The sequence below is a fragment of the Streptosporangium sp. G12 genome (assembly GCF_052983175.1).
On sequence record NZ_JBRIQO010000016.1, the window covers coordinates 117,000 to 133,873 of the forward strand.

Genomic DNA, 16,874 nt, shown 5'->3' on the forward strand with positions numbered 1-16,874 from the left:
CGCCCCGCCGTCCACCCGGCCGGTTCACAGGGCCGGGGTGAGAGGGGCGGCGGGGCGGGTGCCGTACGCGCCCCTGCGCCTGGCCTCGGCGATGCGCCGCACCGCCTCGACGAGGACCTGGGGCGGCTGGGTGAAGGGGAGGCGGAGCCGCCCCTCCAGGGTGCCGTCCACCCCGAACCACTGCCCGGGAGCCAGGCGGACCCCCTGGCAGGCCGCCGCGTCGACCAGCGCGACGGCTGAGGGGCCGGACAGCCGCACCCAGAGCGAGCCGCCGCCCGCGGGTGTCAGGAAGCTCCAGTCGGGCATGCGCGCCGCCAGCTCGGCCGCCAGGACGGCCCTGGAGGCACCGAGGAGGCGGGCCCGCTCGGCCCTGGCCCGCTCGATGTCCTCGAACAGTTCGGTCACCACCAGCTGCTCGAAGAGCGGGCTGGCGATGTCCACCGAGGCGCGGAGCACGGCCAGGCGGCGGACCGTCGCGGCGGTGGTGCGGATCCAGCCGATGCGCAGCCCGCCCCACCACAGCTTGGACGCCGAGCCGATGGTGATCACCCTGCCGTCGGTGTCGAACGCGGCCAGCGGCGTGGCCCCGGCCCCCTCGTCGATCGCCAGCTCGCCCCAGCTCTCGTCGGCCACCAGGGTGGTGCCGTACCGCCTCGCCGCGGCGGCGAGGGCCGCCCGCGCCGTGTCGTCCATCAGATGCCCGGTCGGGTTCTGGAAGTCGGGGATGACGTACACGAGGCGGGCGGCCGACTGGCGCATCGCGCAGGTCAGCAGTTCCAGGTCACGCCAGCCCTCCTCGGGGACGCCGACCGGGACGATCCTGGCGCCGCGCGTCCTGGCCAGGTCGAGGACGTGCGGGTAGGTGGGCGACTCCACCAGCATCGGGTCGCCCCGGGAGAGCAGCATCGTGGTCACCAGGTGGATGGCCTGCTGGGCGCCGGTGGTGACGAGGATCTGCTCGGGGCGGGTGGCCACCCCGCGCGCGGTGTAGCGTGCCGCGATCGCCTGGCGCAGCGGGGCTATCCCGACCGGGTCGTAGCCCATGCCGAGCGTGTAGCGGGGATAACGGCCGGCGGCGGCGGCGATCGCCTCGGGCAGCGTCGAGATCGCGCTCGGGGCCGCGGCGTGCATCGGCAGCAGCCCGTCGCCCTCGGCGGCGAGCCACGGGTTGTCCGCGCCCAGCGAGCCCGCGTCGGGCAGCGAGGTCCAGCTTCCCGCGCCCTGCCTGCTCTCCAGGTACCCCTGCTCGCGGAGCAGGTCGTAGGCCGCGGTCACGGTGGTGCGGCTCACGCCCAGGGCCGTGGCGAGATGCCGCTCGGCGGGCACCCGCATCCGCACGGGCAGCCGCCCGTCGAGGACGAGTGACCGCACGGTCCCGGCCAGGACCCGGTAGTACGGCCTGGCGGTGGGGTCGATCGACAGGAGGCGGGCGAGCTGGGGGCCGCTCATATACCGGTCCATGCGGGCCATCGTAAGGCCACTTGTAGTGATTGGCCCTTTTGGTCCGGCAGGATGGCCTGAACGATTGACGCCATCATGAGCGAACTCTCCCTGCCCACCCTTGTCTCCCTCCCCAACCGTCTCACCCGCCTGTACGCGGGCTTGGCCCTCTACGGCGTCGGCGTCGCCCTGCTGATCGAGTCGCGGCTGGGCGGCAGCCCCTGGGACGTCTTCCACCAGGGGCTCTCCATCCACCTGGGCCTGTCGATCGGCACCTGGATCATCATCGTGGGTGCCCTGGTCATGCTGCTGTGGATCCCGCTGCGGCAGCGGCCCGGGGTGGGCACCCTCAGCAACGTCGTCTTCCTCGGCCTGTTCGCCGACGCGGCCATGTGGCTGCTCCCGACCCCGGACGCCCTCGCCGCGCGCTGGGCGTACCTCCTGCTCGGCGTCGTGGTCACCGGCGCGGCGACCGGCCTGTACATCGGCGCGGGGCTCGGCCCCGGACCGCGCGACGGCCTGATGACCGGCCTGAACCGTCTCGGCCTGTCCATCCGCGCGGCGCGCACCGTCATCGAGGTCACCGTGCTGGCCGTGGGCTGGCTGCTGGGCGGGACGGTGGGGGTGGGAACGCTGGTGTTCGCCCTCGCCATCGGGCCGCTGAGCCAGTTCTTCATGCCCAGGACGCAGCCGGGCGCCCAGTTCCTCCCAAGGCCACCGTGGACCGCGCGGAGGCGTTAGCTTCGAGTCATGTGGATCGAGGACTACGCGCTCATCGGCGACATGCAGTCGGCCGCCCTGGTCGGCCGGAACGGCTCCATCGACTGGCTCTGCCTGCCGCGCTTCGACTCGCCCTCCTGCTTCGGGGCGCTGCTCGGGGACAAGAAGAACGGCCAGTGGTGGATCGGCCCCGCGCACGCCGAGCGGCCGCGCGCCACCCGGCGCCGCTACCGGGGCGAGACCCTCATCCTGGAGAGCGAGTGGGACACCCCGGGCGGCACGGTGAGGGTGACCGACTTCATGCCCACCCGGCACACCAACCCCGACCTGGTGAGGATCGTGGAGGGCGTGTCCGGCACGGTGGAGATGGCCACCGAGATCCGCATCCGCTTCGACTACGGCCGCATCGTGCCCTGGGTGCGCCGCAGCGACGGCCTGCTGCAGGCCGTCGGCGGGCCCGACTCCGTGTGGCTGCACTCCCCCGTCGCGCTGGAGGGCGGCGACTACGCCCACCGGGCGAGGTTCGAGGTGTCCGAGGGTGACAGCATGGCGTTCGTCTTCACCTGGCACCCCTCGCACGAGCCCAAGCCCGTCGAGATCGATCCGTACGAGCAGCTGGCCGAGACCGAGGCGCTGTGGGCCGAATGGGTGGAGCAGTGCACCTACCAGGGGCCGTGGCGCGACGCCGTGGTCCGCTCGCTCATCACGCTCAAGGCGCTCACGTACGCCCCCACCGGCGGCATCGTCGCCGCCCCGACCACCTCGCTGCCCGAGGACCTCGGCGGCGTCCGCAACTGGGACTACCGCTACTGCTGGCTGCGCGACGCCACCATGACCCTGGACGCCCTGATCGGCTCCGGATACCTGGAGGAGGCGGGCGCGTGGCGGTCCTGGCTGCTGCGGGCCATCGCGGGCCGCGCCCAGGACCTGCAGATCATGTACGGCGTCGCCGGGGAGCGCAGGCTGACGGAGCTGGAGCTCGACTGGCTGCCCGGCTACGAGAACTCCCGGCCGGTCAGGATCGGCAACGGCGCGGTCGACCAGCTCCAGCTGGACGTCTACGGCGAGGTCATGAACTCCCTGCACCTGTCCCGCGTCTCGGGTCTCGAGGCGGACCACCGGGCGTGGACCCTGCAGTTCGAGCTGATCTCCTACGTCGAGGAGCACTGGGGCGACCCGGACGAGGGCCTGTGGGAGGTCCGCGGCCCGCGCCGGCACTTCGTCCACTCCAAGGTGATGTGCTGGGTCGCCGTCGACAGGGCCGTCAGGCAGGTGGAGGCCTTCGGCAAGCCCGCCCCGCTGACGCGCTGGAAGGACCTGCGCGACCGCATCCACGCCGAGATCTGCGACAAGGGCTTCGACCCGGTGCGCGGCACCTTCACCCAGTCGTACGGCTCGCAGGAGCTGGACGCGGCCCTGCTGCTGATCCCGATCGTCGGCTTCCTGCCGCCGGAGGACCCCCGCGTGGTCGGGACGGTGGAGGCGATCCAGCGCGAGCTGATGGTCGACGGCTTCGTGCTGCGCTACCCGGTCTCCCCCGACAACGACGTGGACGGCCTGCCCGGTGGCGAGGGCGCGTTCCTGGCGTGCAGCTTCTGGCTGGCCGAGGCGCTGGCGATGATCGGCCGCAAGGACGAGGCCGTCGAGCTGTTCGAGCGGCTGCTGTCGCTCCGCAACGACGTCGGCCTGCTCGCCGAGGAGTACGACCCCCGCTACGGCCGGATGGTCGGCAACTTCCCGCAGGCGTTCAGCCACGTTCCGCTGATCCACACCGCCCGCGCGCTCAGCTGAGCGGGCGACCTCCGAGCACTTCCAGCCTCATTTATCCCCTTTAGTCCGGATAAGTCCTGAGGGTGGGATGGCTTTTCGGAAATCTGCAAAGAAACCTGGGATTCGGCTGCAACAATCCGGTGCGATCGTGACTCTCATCCGATGTAACACCACCGGAAAGGATCGAACCAATGAGCGATTTCGATGTGAGCAGCACCGACCTGGTCGACTACGACGGCGACGGAGGCACCGACGCCCAGCTGATCGACATCGACGGCGACGGTCTCGCCGACGAGGAGCGCTACGACACCGACGGCGACGGCGTCACCGACGTCGTCTACCTCGACCACGACGGTGACGGCTACATCGACGAGACGCGGGTCGACCTGAACGGTGACGGGGTCGCCGACTACACCGAGACCGCGGGCCCCTTCCCGACCGTCTGAACCGTCTGACCGTCCGAACCGGGGAGACCGGCACGAGCCCGGGTGATCTCACCGAGGGGGGACCCGGATCCGGGTCACACGGGCGGCCGGCGAGGAAGGCCCGCGATGAGGGACCGGCGCGCGTTCCCTTCCCCGCTCCCGGCCTGGCCGGCGCTGACCGGCTGCGGCGCGGTGACGGTTCCGGCGGCGGATTCGCCGCCGGACCCGGGGACCGGGCGCTGAGGCGTCCCTCCCCGCCGCGCCGCTCCCTCACCCCCCGCACCGACCCAGGAGAAGATCCCGACATGCCCGCTCAGACACCCGTACCGGACGGCCGGGCCCGCGTACCCGCCCGCGGGAACACCTCCGGCGGCCGGGATGGTGACGCGTGAACGCCGGGCCCGCGGACCTGCTGCGCCGCCTGTGCGACACCACCGCGGCCAGGCTCTCCGGCGCGGAGCTGCGCGAGCGGGTGAGGCAGGTGCGCGCCGGCCTCGACGCGCCGCTGCGGGTCGCGGTGGCGGGCGCGGTGAGCAGTGGCAAGTCGACGCTGGTGAACGCGCTGCTCGGCCTGCCCGTCGCCCCGGTGGACGCGGGCGAGTGCACCTTCGTGGTCACCCAGTACGAGTACGGCGAGGACGACGGCCACATCACGGTCGAGCTCGCCGACGGCGGGGTGGCCCACTCCCGGCTGCTGCCGGGACACCGGCTCCCCGCCGAGTTCGGCGTCGACGTGGCCGGGATCCGGCGCCTGCGGGTCACGCTGGACCTGCCGTCGCTGCGCACGATCACCATCGTCGACACCCCCGGCATGAACACGGTGACGGCCGCCAACGAGCGGGCGGCCAGGAGCATGCTGTTCGGCTCGGGCGACGAGGACGACCGCGCGCAGGCGATGATCTACGTGCTGCGCTACGTCCAGAAGTTCGACGACACCACCCTCGCCGAGTTCCGCGGGCTCACCGACGCCTGCGGCATGAGCTGCGTCAACACCCTCGCCGTGCTCGGCCAGGTCGACCGGCGCGGCGACGAGGGCGACCCGTGGCCGACCGCGAGGCGGCTCGCCGCCAAGGGCTACGCGGACCTGCGCACCTCCGTCTTCGACGTGGTCCCGGTGATCGGCCTGCTGGCCGAGACCGCGCGGGCCCGCCCGCTGGGCACCGAGGAGGCGGCGGCCCTGGCGGCGCTGGCCGGGCTCGACGAGGACGACCTGGAGGACTACCTCCTGGACCTGGACGACTTCCGCTCGGCGCCCGAGCTGCCCGTACCGGCCGAGGTGCGGCACCGGCTGGTGGAGCGGCTGCACCGCTACGGCATCACCAGCGCGGTGGACGCGGTGCGCGCGACCGGGACCGCCGACCCCGAGGCGCTCGCCGCCCACCTGCTGGAGCGTTCCGGCTACTCCTCGGCGGGCCGGGCCGCGACCGGCTCGGTGGCCGCGGGCATCGCCCACTTCGCCCGCCGCGCCGACCAGCTGAAGGCGCTCGACGCGCTGACCAGGCTGCGCGCGATCGCCCGCACGCCCGCGCTGGGGGCCGACCGCGCCACCCTGGACGCGCTGGCGGCCCAGCTCGACGAGAACCGGCCGATCGCGACCTCCCTGGGCGGCCTGCGGATCTTCACCGCCGCCGAGGCGCTCGGCCGCGGCACGCTCGTGCTGAACGAGGAGATGACCGCGGAGCTGCTGCGCCTGGCCCGCCACGACGAGCCCGCCGAGCAGCTCGGCCTGCCTCCGGGGGCCGCTCCCGCGGAGATCGCAGCCGCGGCCACGGCGGCGTCGATGCGCTGGCGCACCCTCGCCATGATGAGCGAGGGCAGGACCGGCGGGCAGCGGGCCAGGGACGTGCTGACCGTCCTGGAGGACATCGTCTCGGCGGCGCTGGACGAGACGGCACCGGAGAAGGCCGCGCCGGAGGCGGCGGCACCGGACGGGACCGCGCGGGACGGGCGAACGCCCTCCGCCGGTGGCGGGGGCGGCGAACCGCTCCCGCCGGTCCGGGTGGACCCCGCCGCGGTCGAGGCGCTGCGGTCCTCCCCCATGGTCCCCGCCGACGACCGGCGGGCGCTGGAACTCCTGCTCGCCGGGTCCGAGCTGGCCACCCAGCTCGGAGCGCCGCCCGGAGCCCCTCGCGCCGAGGTCGCGGGCTACGCCGCCGCCCTGGGCGCCAGGTTCCGCACCCTCACCCACCGGCCGCTCTCCCTGCGGCAGCGGCGGGCCGCCGAGACGCTGTGCGAGGCGTACGAGACCATCTGGGCGCACTACGGCGACGGTTCCTGAGGCGGCACCCCCGCGACACCCGACCATCCCCGACAGGAGAAAAGGACCGACCATGACGACCCCCGACCCGACCGGCCCCGTGGCCAGGCTGCTGCGCTACGCCAACGAGGTCCACGCGCTGGCCGGGCAGTGCGGCAGGAAGGACCTCGCGGAGGTGCTGGCCGCGTGCGCGGGCCGCTGGAAGGACGAGTGCACCGACATCGTGGTCGCCGGGGCGCAGAAGCGCGGCAAGAGCCGGCTGCTCAACACGCTGGTGGCCCACCCCGACCTGCTCCCCGTCGACGCCGACGTCGCCACCAACTGCTTCCTGTCGCTGCGGCGCGGCCCCCGGCTCGCCGCCGTCGTGCACCGCGGTACCGACGCGGGGCCGGTCCAGACGCCGATCACCGTCGAGTCGATCCCCGACTACGCCTCGATGCGCGGCGACGCGGGCAAGCGCCGCGACGTCGTCAGCGTGGACATCACCCTCGACAACCCGCTGCTCGACGGCCTGCGGCTGCTCGACACCCCCGGCGTGGACAGCCTGACGGTGGGCCACCGGCAGGTGACGGTGGCCATGCTGCAGCGGGCCGACGCGCTGCTGTTCACGCTCAGCGCCCAGGACCAGCCGGTACTCAGGCACGAGCTGGAGTTCCTCGCCGAGGCCGCCGAGCGGGTCCAGGCGATCGCGTTCGTCCTGACGAAGGTGGAGGACTCGGCCAACTGGCGCGCCCTGCAGGAGGAGAACAAGGCCCGGCTGAGGACCTTCGTCACCGAGGCGATCGCGGCGAGTCCCGGCCGGGCGGCGACGCTGGCCCCGCTCCTGGAGGCGCCGTGGATCCCGGTGAGCGCCAAGCTCGCCGAGGCCGCCGAGGCCAAGCGGCGCGAGGGGCGCACGGAACGCGCCGACACCCTGCGGGCGCGCAGCGGCATGGACGCGCTGGAACGGCACCTGCGCGGCTTCGCCGAGGGCAGGGACTCCGCGCGGGGCGCCACCGTGGTCGCCGCCGCGCTGTCGGTGCTGGGCTCGCTGGCGACCGGCGCCAAGGACGACGTCGCCGTGGGCTCCGGCGACGAGGGCGACGTCACCGCCCGGCTCGCCGAGGTGGACGCCGGTCTGGCGGAGCTCACCGCGCTGGCGGGGCGCCGCAGGGCGGGCGCGGTGGCCAACACCTTCCTCGGGCGCGAGGTGGCGGGCATCGTGGCGGCGCGGGTGTCGGAGATCCGCCAGCCGTACGAGAACACGATCGCCACGCTGAAGAAGCAGGCCCAGATCGACCAGTACATGGCGGAGCTGCCGGAGAGCGTGCAGCGCTCCCTGGAGGCGGCGTGGTCGCAGATCGTCTACGACGTGGAGACGCTGGCCAGGACCACGCTGGACGCCTTCGCCCGCGACCTCGGCCTCGACCCGGTGGACCTGGCCACCGACGGTCGCGCGATGCCCAGCCTGACGCAGGTCCAGGTCAGGGGTGACCTGGCCGCGGACGACCCGGGCGGCGTGGACCTGATCCGGGACGTGCTGCCCTCGGCCTCGATCGGGCTGTCCCTGGGCGGCTTCGCCACGGCCCTGCTCGGCCCGGTGGGCTTCATCCTGGTCGCCCCGGCCATCGGGGCGGCCATCTTCATGGGACGCCGCTCGATGGAGAAGGTGCAGCGCAGCCAGGCGGCGATCAGGGGGGCGCTGCGCGACCAGTTCTCGGTGATCGCCAGGGAGATGACGCTCGACCTAGAGCGGATGGTGGCGACCTGGCGGGTGGGCGTCGAGCAGACCGCGGACGAGAGCCTGGCACGGCGCCGCAGGGAGCTGGAGACCCGGCGGGCCGAGCTGAGGTCCGCCTCCGCCCGCTCGGCCGCCGACCGTCTCAAGGCTCGCAAGTCGGGCGAGGACCGCATCGCCGCGATCGGCACCCTCACCACGCGCGGCCAGGAGCTCCGCAGGGAACTCGCCGCCGCGGTGGCCGCGCTGGGCGCGGAACGGCCGATGCCCGCCGTGACGACCTGACCGGAGGCCGGGACGGGGGCGTGACACGTCCGTGGAGCCGTTCACGGCCCCCGCCGCCCCCGGCGGGGGCCGTGAACGGTCAGAGCGGCAGGTGCACCAGGGTGGCGGGCTGGTCGCGGGTGGCGCCGGTCGCGTCGGCGGGGCGGTGCAGGCAGAGCAGGCCCGTGGGAACCCGGGCGACCGGCTCGAACGTCCCCGGCGTGCGGTGCACCTCCCGTGCCCCGCCGGGGGTGACGTGCAGCAGCCTGCTGCGGTCCGCGTCCCGCATGGTCATCCACATCGAGTCGCCGTCGGCGACGAACCTGGGGCGCTCCCAGCGGTGCCGCGAGGTGAGGTGACCGGCCAGCGTCGCCGACTGCTTGCCCATCAGGAACTCCAGCGTCTGGGAGCGCTGGTCGAAGATCCCGACCGACCAGCCCCTGGCCGGGCTCACCTGGTCGACGCCGACCGCGTAGATCTGGCGACCGGCGGGGAACCAGCGCAGCGCGCCGCCCCGGGGGCGCGGCATGACCAGCCTGGTCCTGCCGTCCGCGGTGTCGGCCTCCAGCCCCGCCGATCCGGAGGTGAACCACCTGCCCTGGTGCAGGACGACCTGGTGCAACCAGCTCCGCCCCGGCTCGCGCACCGTCGGGCGCACGACGCCGCCGGGGTCGACCAGGCACAACACCTGCCACGGCCTGAAGTCCTGGTGCCGGTTCTGGAACATCGGCTTGTTGCTGCTGAACTGCCCGAGCACCACGGTGCAGCCCGGCGCGCCCACCGAGGACGACGGCTCGGTGCCGCTGGGGGCCTCCTGGTCGAGCAGCCGGCGCAGCCTGTTGTCCTCGTTGAGGAACCACCGGGCGTACGGGCCCAGCTCGCGCGGCTGGGGGGCCTGGAAGGCGAGGGTCCCCGCCAGGTCGAGCTCGATCACGGCCAGGTGGCCGGTCTCCCCCCAGGGCAGGCCCATTGCGGTGTCGACCGGGACGGCCTGCCGGGACTGGAAGAAGACCCACGCCGTACGGCCATGCGCGATCACGGTCGGGTCGCCCCACATCTGCAGCGGGTGGGTGGCGCGGATGGCCAGGTCGGGGGTGAGGGTGCGGACCAGCACCTGCGCGGGCCCCACCTGTTCCACGGCGACGACGCCCTCTCCGGACGCGTCCCACTCCACGAGCCTGCCGAAGCGGAGCTCCCGGTCGTGGCGGCCGCCGATCCCGTCGAGCCTGCGCAGGAGGTGGCCGTTGTCGAAGGCCTGGTGGACGAAGACCCGGCCTGCCTCGGCACGCGCCTCCAGCACGGCGTCCGTGACCTTCTCGATCCCCTGGACCGTGGGCCCGCCCGCGGCGCCCGCAGCGCTCCCGGCGCTCCCGGCGCTCCCGGTGCCCCCTGGCGGTCCGGTGGGGGCCCGGTGGCCGCCGGTGGCACCGCCCGCCGGACCGGTGAAGGCCCGCGGGCCGGGGACCGGCGCGCCGGGAGGCCGGTGGCCCCCGGCGGGGCCGCCCGCGGGGACCGGGGAGTCCGCCGAGGGGCCGGTGAAGGCCCGCTGCCCCGTACCGGAGACCCGCCCGGTGCCGGGAGCGCCGGACGTGCCGGTGGGCACCGGGTGGCCACCGGTGGCGGGAGCGGGTCCCCGGCCGGGCTCGCGGTGCTCGACCTTGAGCTTCCAGGCCAGCTGCGCGGCGCCGTAGGCGACCACGATCTTCGGGTCGTCGTAGGTCCTGACCCGCTCGCCGAAGCGCTCGCGGACGGCCTTCTGGACCAGCGGCATCCTGCTGGGCCCGCCGGTCATGAACACCGCGGCCAGGTCGTCCGACTCGACCCCCGCGCCGCGGATCGTCTCGTCGAGGATGTCGACCGTCCTGACGATCTCCTCGCCGATGAGGTCCTCCAGGTCGGCCCTGGTGATGTGCACGTCCTCGTTGATGCCCACCACGTAGTGGGAGGAGGTGTCGAACTTCGACAGCGTCTCCTTCGCCTCCCTGGCCATCTTGAGCAGGTCGGCGGCGTAGCTGACGTAGCGGCGCTCGGGGTTGGTGGTCACCTGCTGCCACCAGTCGGCGTCGAGCCGCTCGATCTGGGCGCCGAGGAACGCGAACACCCGCTCGTCGAACCCCTCGCCGCCGATCTCGTCACTGCCTCCCGGCTCGCCGACGACCGCGAAGTCGCCGCCGTCCACGGTGAGCACGGCCGCGTCGAACGTGCCGCCGCCGAGGTCGTAGACGGCCAGGCGCGACCCGCCGGTCGCCCGCCCCGCGGACGCGAAGTAGCGGGCCGAGGCCACCGGCTCGTCGATGAGCGCGATCCGCACGCCGCTGACGACCTTCCTCGCCGCCGCCAGCAGCACCGCCTTGCGGTCGGCGCCCCAGGCCACCGGGTGGGTCAGCGCGATGCAGTCGGGTTCGGCGCCGTCGAACCGCCGCCGCCCCTCGCCGACGAACAGCTCGAGCAGCGCCGCCAGGGCGTCGGCCACGTCCACCGGGACGCCGCCGAGCAGCATCCGGCCCCGGCCGACGTAGCGCTTGGGGTTGCGCTCGACGCGCTCGGGACTGATCGCGATGCCCCGCTGGGCGACCCTGCCCGCCACGAGCGTCCCCCGCTCGTCCAGCATGACGGCGGAGGGGATGCGCCGCTCTCCCTCGACCTCCAGGACGTCGAAGCGCCCTTCCGCCGCCATCACCCCGGCGGAGAAGCTCGTCCCCAGATCGACACCGAGGCACCACTGCGCCATGTCCACTCCTCGAAGATCAGGACCCATCATCCCGCATCCGGCGACCACGGACAGGGCGCGGGCCGGAGCGCCGGTACCGATCCAGGACCCGGAGCGTCGCGGCAGCCGGGACGGGCGCGGGAGCGTCCTCATCATCTCGCGCCCGCGCCGTCTCCACGGCTCACGATTCCGCCGTACGGGAACAGGCCCCGGGCCGGGACGCGGGTGACCGTCCCCCCGGGGGCGGGTCAGCCGCCGGTGGCGCCGTCGGGGCGGACGGCCAGGGCGGCGAGCACCCGGGCGAAGTCCGGCGGGGGCGCGACCACCAGCCGGGTCTGCCCGTCCTGGCTGACCAGGTCGGCCCTGATCAGGGAGAGGCGGCCGCCGTGCCACCAGTAGACCTGCGGGCTGAGGGCGCCGGCGCGCCTGTCGAACTCCCGCTGGGCGAACAGCCGCAGCCGCTCGATCGCGCGGACCACGCCGATGCCCTCGACCGGGTGGACGATCAGCGTCGCCGGGTCGGGCAGGGCGACGAGGACCCCGTCGGAGGGAACCGGCAGGTAGTCGCCCAGCCTGCGCAGGTGGGCGGCGGCACCCTCGGTGGGGCCGGTCAGCCTGCGGACCGCCACACCGCCGAGGTCACCCTCCGTGACCGAGAGCCGCTCCTCCCGGTTGGTGTTGTCCAGGGCCAGGTCGAGCGCCTGGCCCGCGGTGATCGGCCAGCAACCGACCTCCTCGGGGCGTACCGTGCGCCCGGCGGAGGCGTCGCCGACGGTGAGCACCTCGACCAGGTCGGCGGTGAGGTGGCGCCCGACCACGCGGGCCGGGTCGAGGTCGTCGTCGAGCTGGATGCGGGTCCGCAGCATCGGGCGCACCTGCTCCAGATCACAGACGTCGAACGGCTCGTCCGCCGTGGCCAGGGTGTGGGACAGGTGCTCGGAGACGAGGACGGGCCAGTCCTCGCGGGAGCGCCGGAGCGCCTCGGCGCGCAGCCCGGTGAGCCGTACCACGACCCGGCGCGGGCCGGTGAGGGTCAGGGCCGCGCCGCCGGGGTCGAAGGCGCAGGAATAGCCGAGATTGTCGGCGACCAGGGCGAGCAGGGAGTCGAGATCGACCTCTTCGACCGAACGCGGGGGCGTCTCGGTTCGCCGGTTACGGTGCCGCCGGAACAATCTCACGCGTGCGCCCCCTCTGCCGGTTTCCTCCTAGGTTCGCACCTAGAGTGCCTGGTCGGCGCCCCCTGTTGAGTAGGTCAGAGAGCACGATTTTGCATCAATAGCACCAAGTGCCCCGAGCAATACAGAAAACTGTGGCTTTCCATGCCCTATCGGAAGCCCCGCGATAACCGGTACGCCGAGCGGCGCGAGCAGCTCCTCCAGCACCGGGTAGGGGTCGCCGCAGCCGACCCAGGACCCCAGGACGAACCCGGCGGCCCCGTCGAGCGCCCCCGCCTGCAGCAACTGGGTGAGCATCCTGTCGATCCGGTACGGCGCCTCGGCGACGTCCTCCAGCAGCACGATCCTGCCCCGCGCCGACAGCGCGTACGGCGTGCCGCAGAGCGCGGCCAGCAGGCTGAGGTTACCGCCGGTGACCGGCGCCGTGACGTCGCCGGGAACGATCACCCGGTCGCCGCCGATCGCCGGCGGGGCTCCAGCGAGGGCGGCCGTGAAGTTCTCGAAGGTGCGCGGCTCGGGCCCCTCGGGATCGCTGATCGTGGAACAGGCCGGCATCGGCCCGAACCAGGAGGCGACGCCCAGCTCCACGGCGAACGCGCTGTGCAGGGCGGTGACGTCGCTGGAGCCGACCAGCGCCTTGGGGCCGGCGGCCCGCATGGCGTCCCAGTCGAGGTGGCCGAGGAGGCGGGTGGCGCCGTAGCCGCCGCGGGCGCAGAACACCGCGCTCACCGCGGGATCGCACCAGGCGTCCCGCAGATCGGCGGCGCGGCCGGCGTCCGAGCCCGCCAGGTAGCGATCCCTGTCGAGGACGTGGGCACCGACGACGACCTTCAGCCCGAGCCCCTCCAGGACGCGGATGCCGCGCGCCAGCCGCTCGGAATCGGGAGGTCCGGACGGGGCGACCACCGCCACCGTGTCGCCCGGACGCGGCGGGGGCGGGACCGGTATCCCGGCAGCCGGTTCGTTCACTCCGCAAACGGTGCCACACTGGGCTTTCATATGCGACCTCCGCCCCACATCCTGGTGGTCAACGGCATCAAGGTCCGCAGGCCGGTGTTCGTGCTCGCCGCCCCGCACTCCGGCGCGGATCTGCTGGCCCGCGCCCTGAAACGCTCCCCCGGATTCCACGTCACCATGGGGCGGGCGGCGGTGGCGCACGTCGTCTACGCCTTCGCCCGGCGGCCCTCGATCGCGGGACGGGGCATGGGCGCGACCCGCGTGCTCCGCGACGCCATGGCCGAGGCCTGGCAGATCGTCCCGGGCGCCTGCCAGGAGTGCCCGGCCACGTGCCGGGAGGCGGGCGGCGTGACCGGGGCGGGGCCCTGCGTGGCCTCGGGCTCCGTGGCCCGCTTCGGCGACGCCAGCCCCGACCTCCTCTACAGCGCCTCGGTGCTGCTGCAGGCCTTCCCCGACGCCCGTTTCGTCCAGCTCATCAGGGACGGCCGCGACGTGGCCGCCGACATGCTGGCCGACCCCGCGTCCCTGACGTGGTTCAAGCCGGCCATGCTGAGCGACGAGACGGAGTTCCCCAACCCGTTCCTCGGCGTCAACTCCGGCGAGCACCGCGAGCGCTGGAAGGCGATGCCCACGGCGGGCAAGTGCGCGCTGCGCTGGCGCAGCGCGGTGCGGCTGTCGGCCTCGCTCCACCAGGAGCTGCCCCGGGAGCAGTTGCTGACCCTGCGCTACGAGGACCTGGTCTCCTCCCCCGCCGAGGCCCTGGACGGGCTCTCCCGCTTCCTGGAGACCCGGGTCCCCAAGATCGCCCTGCTGGGCCCGAGCGTGCCGAAGGTCGGCGTCTGGCGCACCCGCCTGCGCGGCCAGGACTCCGAGCTGGTGGCCAAGGTCGCCCGCGAGGAGCTCACCCGCCTGGGCTACGCCACCTCGTCCTGACGCCGGTCCGCGCCACCGTCCGCGCCACCGTCCGGGCCCCTTCACGAGGTCTCGCCGAGGGACGCGGAGTCACCAGTTCGCGATCTCGAACGTCGCGCCGGGCCGGATGTCCCCCTGCGGGGCGGGCCTGCCGGCCGCGACGGCCGTGGAGCCGGCGCCGGCCCGCAGCGTGACCAGGATCGTCTCCCAGGTGCCGTCCGCCGACCAACGGCGGTGCCGGTTGTAGACGGTCTTCCAGTTGCCGTAGGCCTCCGGCAGCTTGCGCCAGGGGCAGCCGGTCCTGGTGCGGAAGAACACCCCGTCGATGATCGTGCGGTGATCGGCCCACCGGTTTCCCCGCCGGGCGTGAGCGGGCAGCAACGGCGCCAGCCGTACCCACTCGTCGTCGGTCAGGTCATCGCGTTTCAACCGGTCGTCCACGTCCCCATGATCTAACACCATTCGCCCCGGAAGATCCACTCGCGGGCGGGGCGCCGGGCGTCAGGAGGCCTGACTGAACTGGGTCCGGTAGAGCTCGGCGTAGACCTCCCCCCTGGCCAGCAGCTCCTCGTGGCGGCCCCGCTCGACCACCCGGCCGTCCTGGACCACCAGGATCTGGTCGGCCTCGCGGATCGTGGACAGCCGGTGGGCGATGACCAGCGAGGTGCGTCCGGCGAGCGCGACCTTCAGCGCCTGCTGGACGGCGGCCTCGGACTCGGAGTCGAGGTGCGCGGTGGCCTCGTCGAGGACCACCACGCGGGGTGCCTTGAGCAGCAGCCTCGCCAGGGCCAGCCGCTGCTTCTCGCCACCGGACAGCCGGTGGCCGCGGTCGCCCACCACGGTCTCCAGGCCCTCGGGGAGGCCCAGGACCAGGTCGGAGATCTGGGCGGCGCGCAGGGCGTCCCAGATCTCCTCGTCGCCGGCCTCCGGCCTGGCGTAGCGGAGGTTGGCCCCGATGGTGTCGTGGAACAGGTGGGCGTCCTGCATGACGACTCCCACGGTCTCGCGCAGGGAGGCCAAGGTGGCGTCGCGCACGTCCAGGCCGTTGACGCGGACCGCGCCCTCGCCGACGTCGTAGAGACGGGAGACCAGGCCGGTGATGGTGGTCTTCCCCGCGCCCGAGGGGCCGACCAGGGCTACCATCTCGCCGGGGCGGGCGGTGAAGGTGACGCCGCGCAGCACCTCGTGGCCCGGCCCGGTGTCGGGGCGGGCCACCGCCTCCAGCGAGGCCAGCGACACCTCCGAGGCCGACGGGTATCTGAACCGGACGTCGTCGAACTCCACGGAGACCGGGCCCTCGGGAACGGGCCGGGCGCCGGGCCTCTCGGCGATCATGGGCTGCAGGTCGAGGACCTCGAAGACCCGGTCGAAGCTCACCAGCGCGGTCATCACGTCCACGTGCACGTTCGACAGGCTCGTCAGGGGGCCGTACAGGCGCATCAGGAGGGCGGCGAGCGCCACCAGGGTGCCGAGCTCGAAGACGTCGGAGACGGCCAGCACGCCGCCCACGCCGTACACCAGGGCGGTGGCCAGCGCGGCGACCAGGCCGAGCGCGACGCGGAAGACCGTCCCGTACATGCCGACGGTGACGCCGACGTCGCGCACCCGCCCCGCCCTGTCGCCGAAGGCGGCGGTCTCGTCGTCCGGGCGGCCGTACAGCTTGGCGACCATGGCCCCGGCGACGTTGAACCGCTCGGTCATCATGGTGCTCATCTCGGCGTCGAGCTCCATCTGCTCGCGGGTGAGCCCGGACATCTTCCTGCCGACCCACTTCGCCGGGAAGATGAAGATCGGTAGCAGCACGAGGGCGACGACGGTGATCTGCCAGGAGAGCACCAGCATGGCGCCGAGCACCAGCACCAGCATGACCACGTTGGCCACGACCGACGACAGGGTGCTGGTCAGGGCTCGCTGGGCGCCGATGACGTCGGTGTTGAGCCGGGAGACCAGGGCGCCGGTCTGGGTGCGGGTGAAGAAGGCCACCGGCATGCGCTGGACGTGGTCGAAGACCTCGGTGCGCAGGTTGTAGATGAGGCCCTCGCCGATCCGCGCGGAGAACCAGCGCTGGGCCAGGGTGAGCGCCCCGTCGGCGACCGCCAGGCCCGCGATGACGAGCGCGAGGGCGATCACCACCCCCTGGCGCTTGGCGATGATGCCGTCGTCGATGATCGCCTTCATCAGCAGCGGGTTGGCGATCACGATGACCGAGCCGACCACGACCAGCGCGAGGAAGGCGGCGATGTGCCGCGAGAAGGGCTGTGCGTAGCGGGCGATGCGTCTGACCGTGCCCGGTGCCAGACGCTGCTTGGTCACCGACCTGTCCCGCCGGAACGAGAACATCGCCTGGGGGCCGAGGCCCCCGCCCATCATCGCCATACGGCCTCCTCTCCCGATGCGAGCACCGGGAGAGGCACGATCATTCCCCTGTCAGCTTCGGGCGAACACCACGGGAGGGCCACTGGGGACGGACCCTGCGACGGGCCGTGTGACGGACCCTGTGACGGCCTTCCGCGAACCACGTGCCACG

Annotated in this window: 11 protein-coding genes and 1 pseudogene; 6 read left to right on the plus strand and 6 right to left on the minus strand. The window is 73.5% G+C overall.

Annotation, left to right across the window (positions count from 1 at the left end):
- Positions 1-24 precede the first annotated feature (24 nt).
- Positions 25-1,461, minus strand: a complete 1,437-nt coding sequence (gene yczR / locus ACVCAG_RS24435) for a MocR-like transcription factor YczR (RefSeq protein WP_447190337.1) — start codon at positions 1,459-1,461, stop codon at positions 25-27.
- Positions 1,462-1,536: 75 nt separating this feature from the next.
- Between yczR and yczE the strand changes: the two genes are divergently transcribed.
- From yczE to ACVCAG_RS24460, 5 genes are all read left to right on the plus strand, one after another.
- Positions 1,537-2,181 (plus strand): membrane protein YczE, encoded by a 645-nt coding sequence (gene yczE, locus ACVCAG_RS24440; protein ID WP_447190338.1) that lies wholly within the window; start codon positions 1,537-1,539, stop codon positions 2,179-2,181.
- Positions 2,182-2,190: 9 nt separating this feature from the next.
- On the plus strand, positions 2,191-3,951 hold the full coding sequence (locus ACVCAG_RS24445) for a glycoside hydrolase family 15 protein (protein WP_440084956.1): 1,761 nt from the start codon (positions 2,191-2,193) through the stop codon (positions 3,949-3,951).
- A gap of 170 nt (positions 3,952-4,121) precedes the next feature.
- A complete protein-coding gene (locus ACVCAG_RS24450) occupies positions 4,122-4,376 on the plus strand; it encodes a hypothetical protein (protein ID WP_362685896.1) in 255 nt (84 codons plus the stop codon).
- A 367-nt stretch (positions 4,377-4,743) separates the two neighbouring features.
- Positions 4,744-6,633, plus strand: a complete 1,890-nt coding sequence (locus ACVCAG_RS24455) for a dynamin family protein (RefSeq protein WP_447190339.1) — start codon at positions 4,744-4,746, stop codon at positions 6,631-6,633.
- A 52-nt stretch (positions 6,634-6,685) separates the two neighbouring features.
- On the plus strand, positions 6,686-8,614 hold the full coding sequence (locus tag ACVCAG_RS24460) for a dynamin family protein (protein WP_440084958.1): 1,929 nt from the start codon (positions 6,686-6,688) through the stop codon (positions 8,612-8,614).
- A gap of 79 nt (positions 8,615-8,693) precedes the next feature.
- Here the strand turns inward: ACVCAG_RS24460 and ACVCAG_RS24465 are convergent, their stop codons facing one another.
- From ACVCAG_RS24465 to ACVCAG_RS24475, 3 genes are all read right to left on the minus strand, one after another.
- The gene (locus ACVCAG_RS24465) at positions 8,694-11,324 is read right to left on the minus strand and encodes an Hsp70 family protein (protein ID WP_447190340.1); all 2,631 of its coding nucleotides are present in this window, start codon (positions 11,322-11,324) and stop codon (positions 8,694-8,696) included.
- A 227-nt stretch (positions 11,325-11,551) separates the two neighbouring features.
- Positions 11,552-12,481, minus strand: a complete 930-nt coding sequence (locus tag ACVCAG_RS24470; protein WP_440084960.1) for a hypothetical protein — start codon at positions 12,479-12,481, stop codon at positions 11,552-11,554.
- Between the two features lie 39 nt (positions 12,482-12,520).
- Positions 12,521-13,447, minus strand: a complete 927-nt coding sequence (locus tag ACVCAG_RS24475; RefSeq protein ID WP_440084961.1) for an LD-carboxypeptidase — start codon at positions 13,445-13,447, stop codon at positions 12,521-12,523.
- Between the two features lie 30 nt (positions 13,448-13,477).
- Between ACVCAG_RS24475 and ACVCAG_RS24480 the strand changes: the two genes are divergently transcribed.
- Positions 13,478-14,368 carry a sulfotransferase gene (locus ACVCAG_RS24480; protein WP_440084962.1) on the plus strand — a complete coding sequence of 297 codons (891 nt, stop codon included), beginning with the start codon at positions 13,478-13,480 and terminating at the stop codon, positions 14,366-14,368.
- Between the two features lie 153 nt (positions 14,369-14,521).
- Here ACVCAG_RS24480 and ACVCAG_RS24485 read toward each other — a convergent pair.
- Together ACVCAG_RS24485 and ACVCAG_RS24490 are read right to left on the minus strand one after the other, a co-directional pair.
- Positions 14,522-14,776, minus strand: a pseudogene (locus ACVCAG_RS24485) (transposase); the annotation flags it as partial.
- Positions 14,777-14,848: 72 nt separating this feature from the next.
- Positions 14,849-16,723 (minus strand): ABC transporter transmembrane domain-containing protein, encoded by a 1,875-nt coding sequence (locus tag ACVCAG_RS24490; RefSeq protein ID WP_440084963.1) that lies wholly within the window; start codon positions 16,721-16,723, stop codon positions 14,849-14,851.
- Positions 16,724-16,874 lie beyond the last annotated feature (151 nt).

Bases quoted from the DNA above. Each gene is read 5' to 3' on its own strand.
- yczR (WP_447190337.1), bottom strand. From the start codon at position 1,461: ATGGACCGGTATATGAGCGGCCCCCAGCTCGCCCGCCTCCTGTCGATC.
- yczE (WP_447190338.1), top strand. From the start codon at position 1,537: ATGAGCGAACTCTCCCTGCCCACCCTTGTCTCCCTCCCCAACCGTCTC.
- ACVCAG_RS24445 (WP_440084956.1), top strand. From the start codon at position 2,191: ATGTGGATCGAGGACTACGCGCTCATCGGCGACATGCAGTCGGCCGCC.
- ACVCAG_RS24450 (WP_362685896.1), top strand. From the start codon at position 4,122: ATGAGCGATTTCGATGTGAGCAGCACCGACCTGGTCGACTACGACGGC.
- ACVCAG_RS24460 (WP_440084958.1), top strand. From the start codon at position 6,686: ATGACGACCCCCGACCCGACCGGCCCCGTGGCCAGGCTGCTGCGCTAC.
- ACVCAG_RS24465 (WP_447190340.1), bottom strand. From the start codon at position 11,324: ATGGCGCAGTGGTGCCTCGGTGTCGATCTGGGGACGAGCTTCTCCGCC.
- ACVCAG_RS24480 (WP_440084962.1), top strand. From the start codon at position 13,478: ATGCGACCTCCGCCCCACATCCTGGTGGTCAACGGCATCAAGGTCCGC.
- ACVCAG_RS24490 (WP_440084963.1), bottom strand. From the start codon at position 16,723: ATGGCGATGATGGGCGGGGGCCTCGGCCCCCAGGCGATGTTCTCGTTC.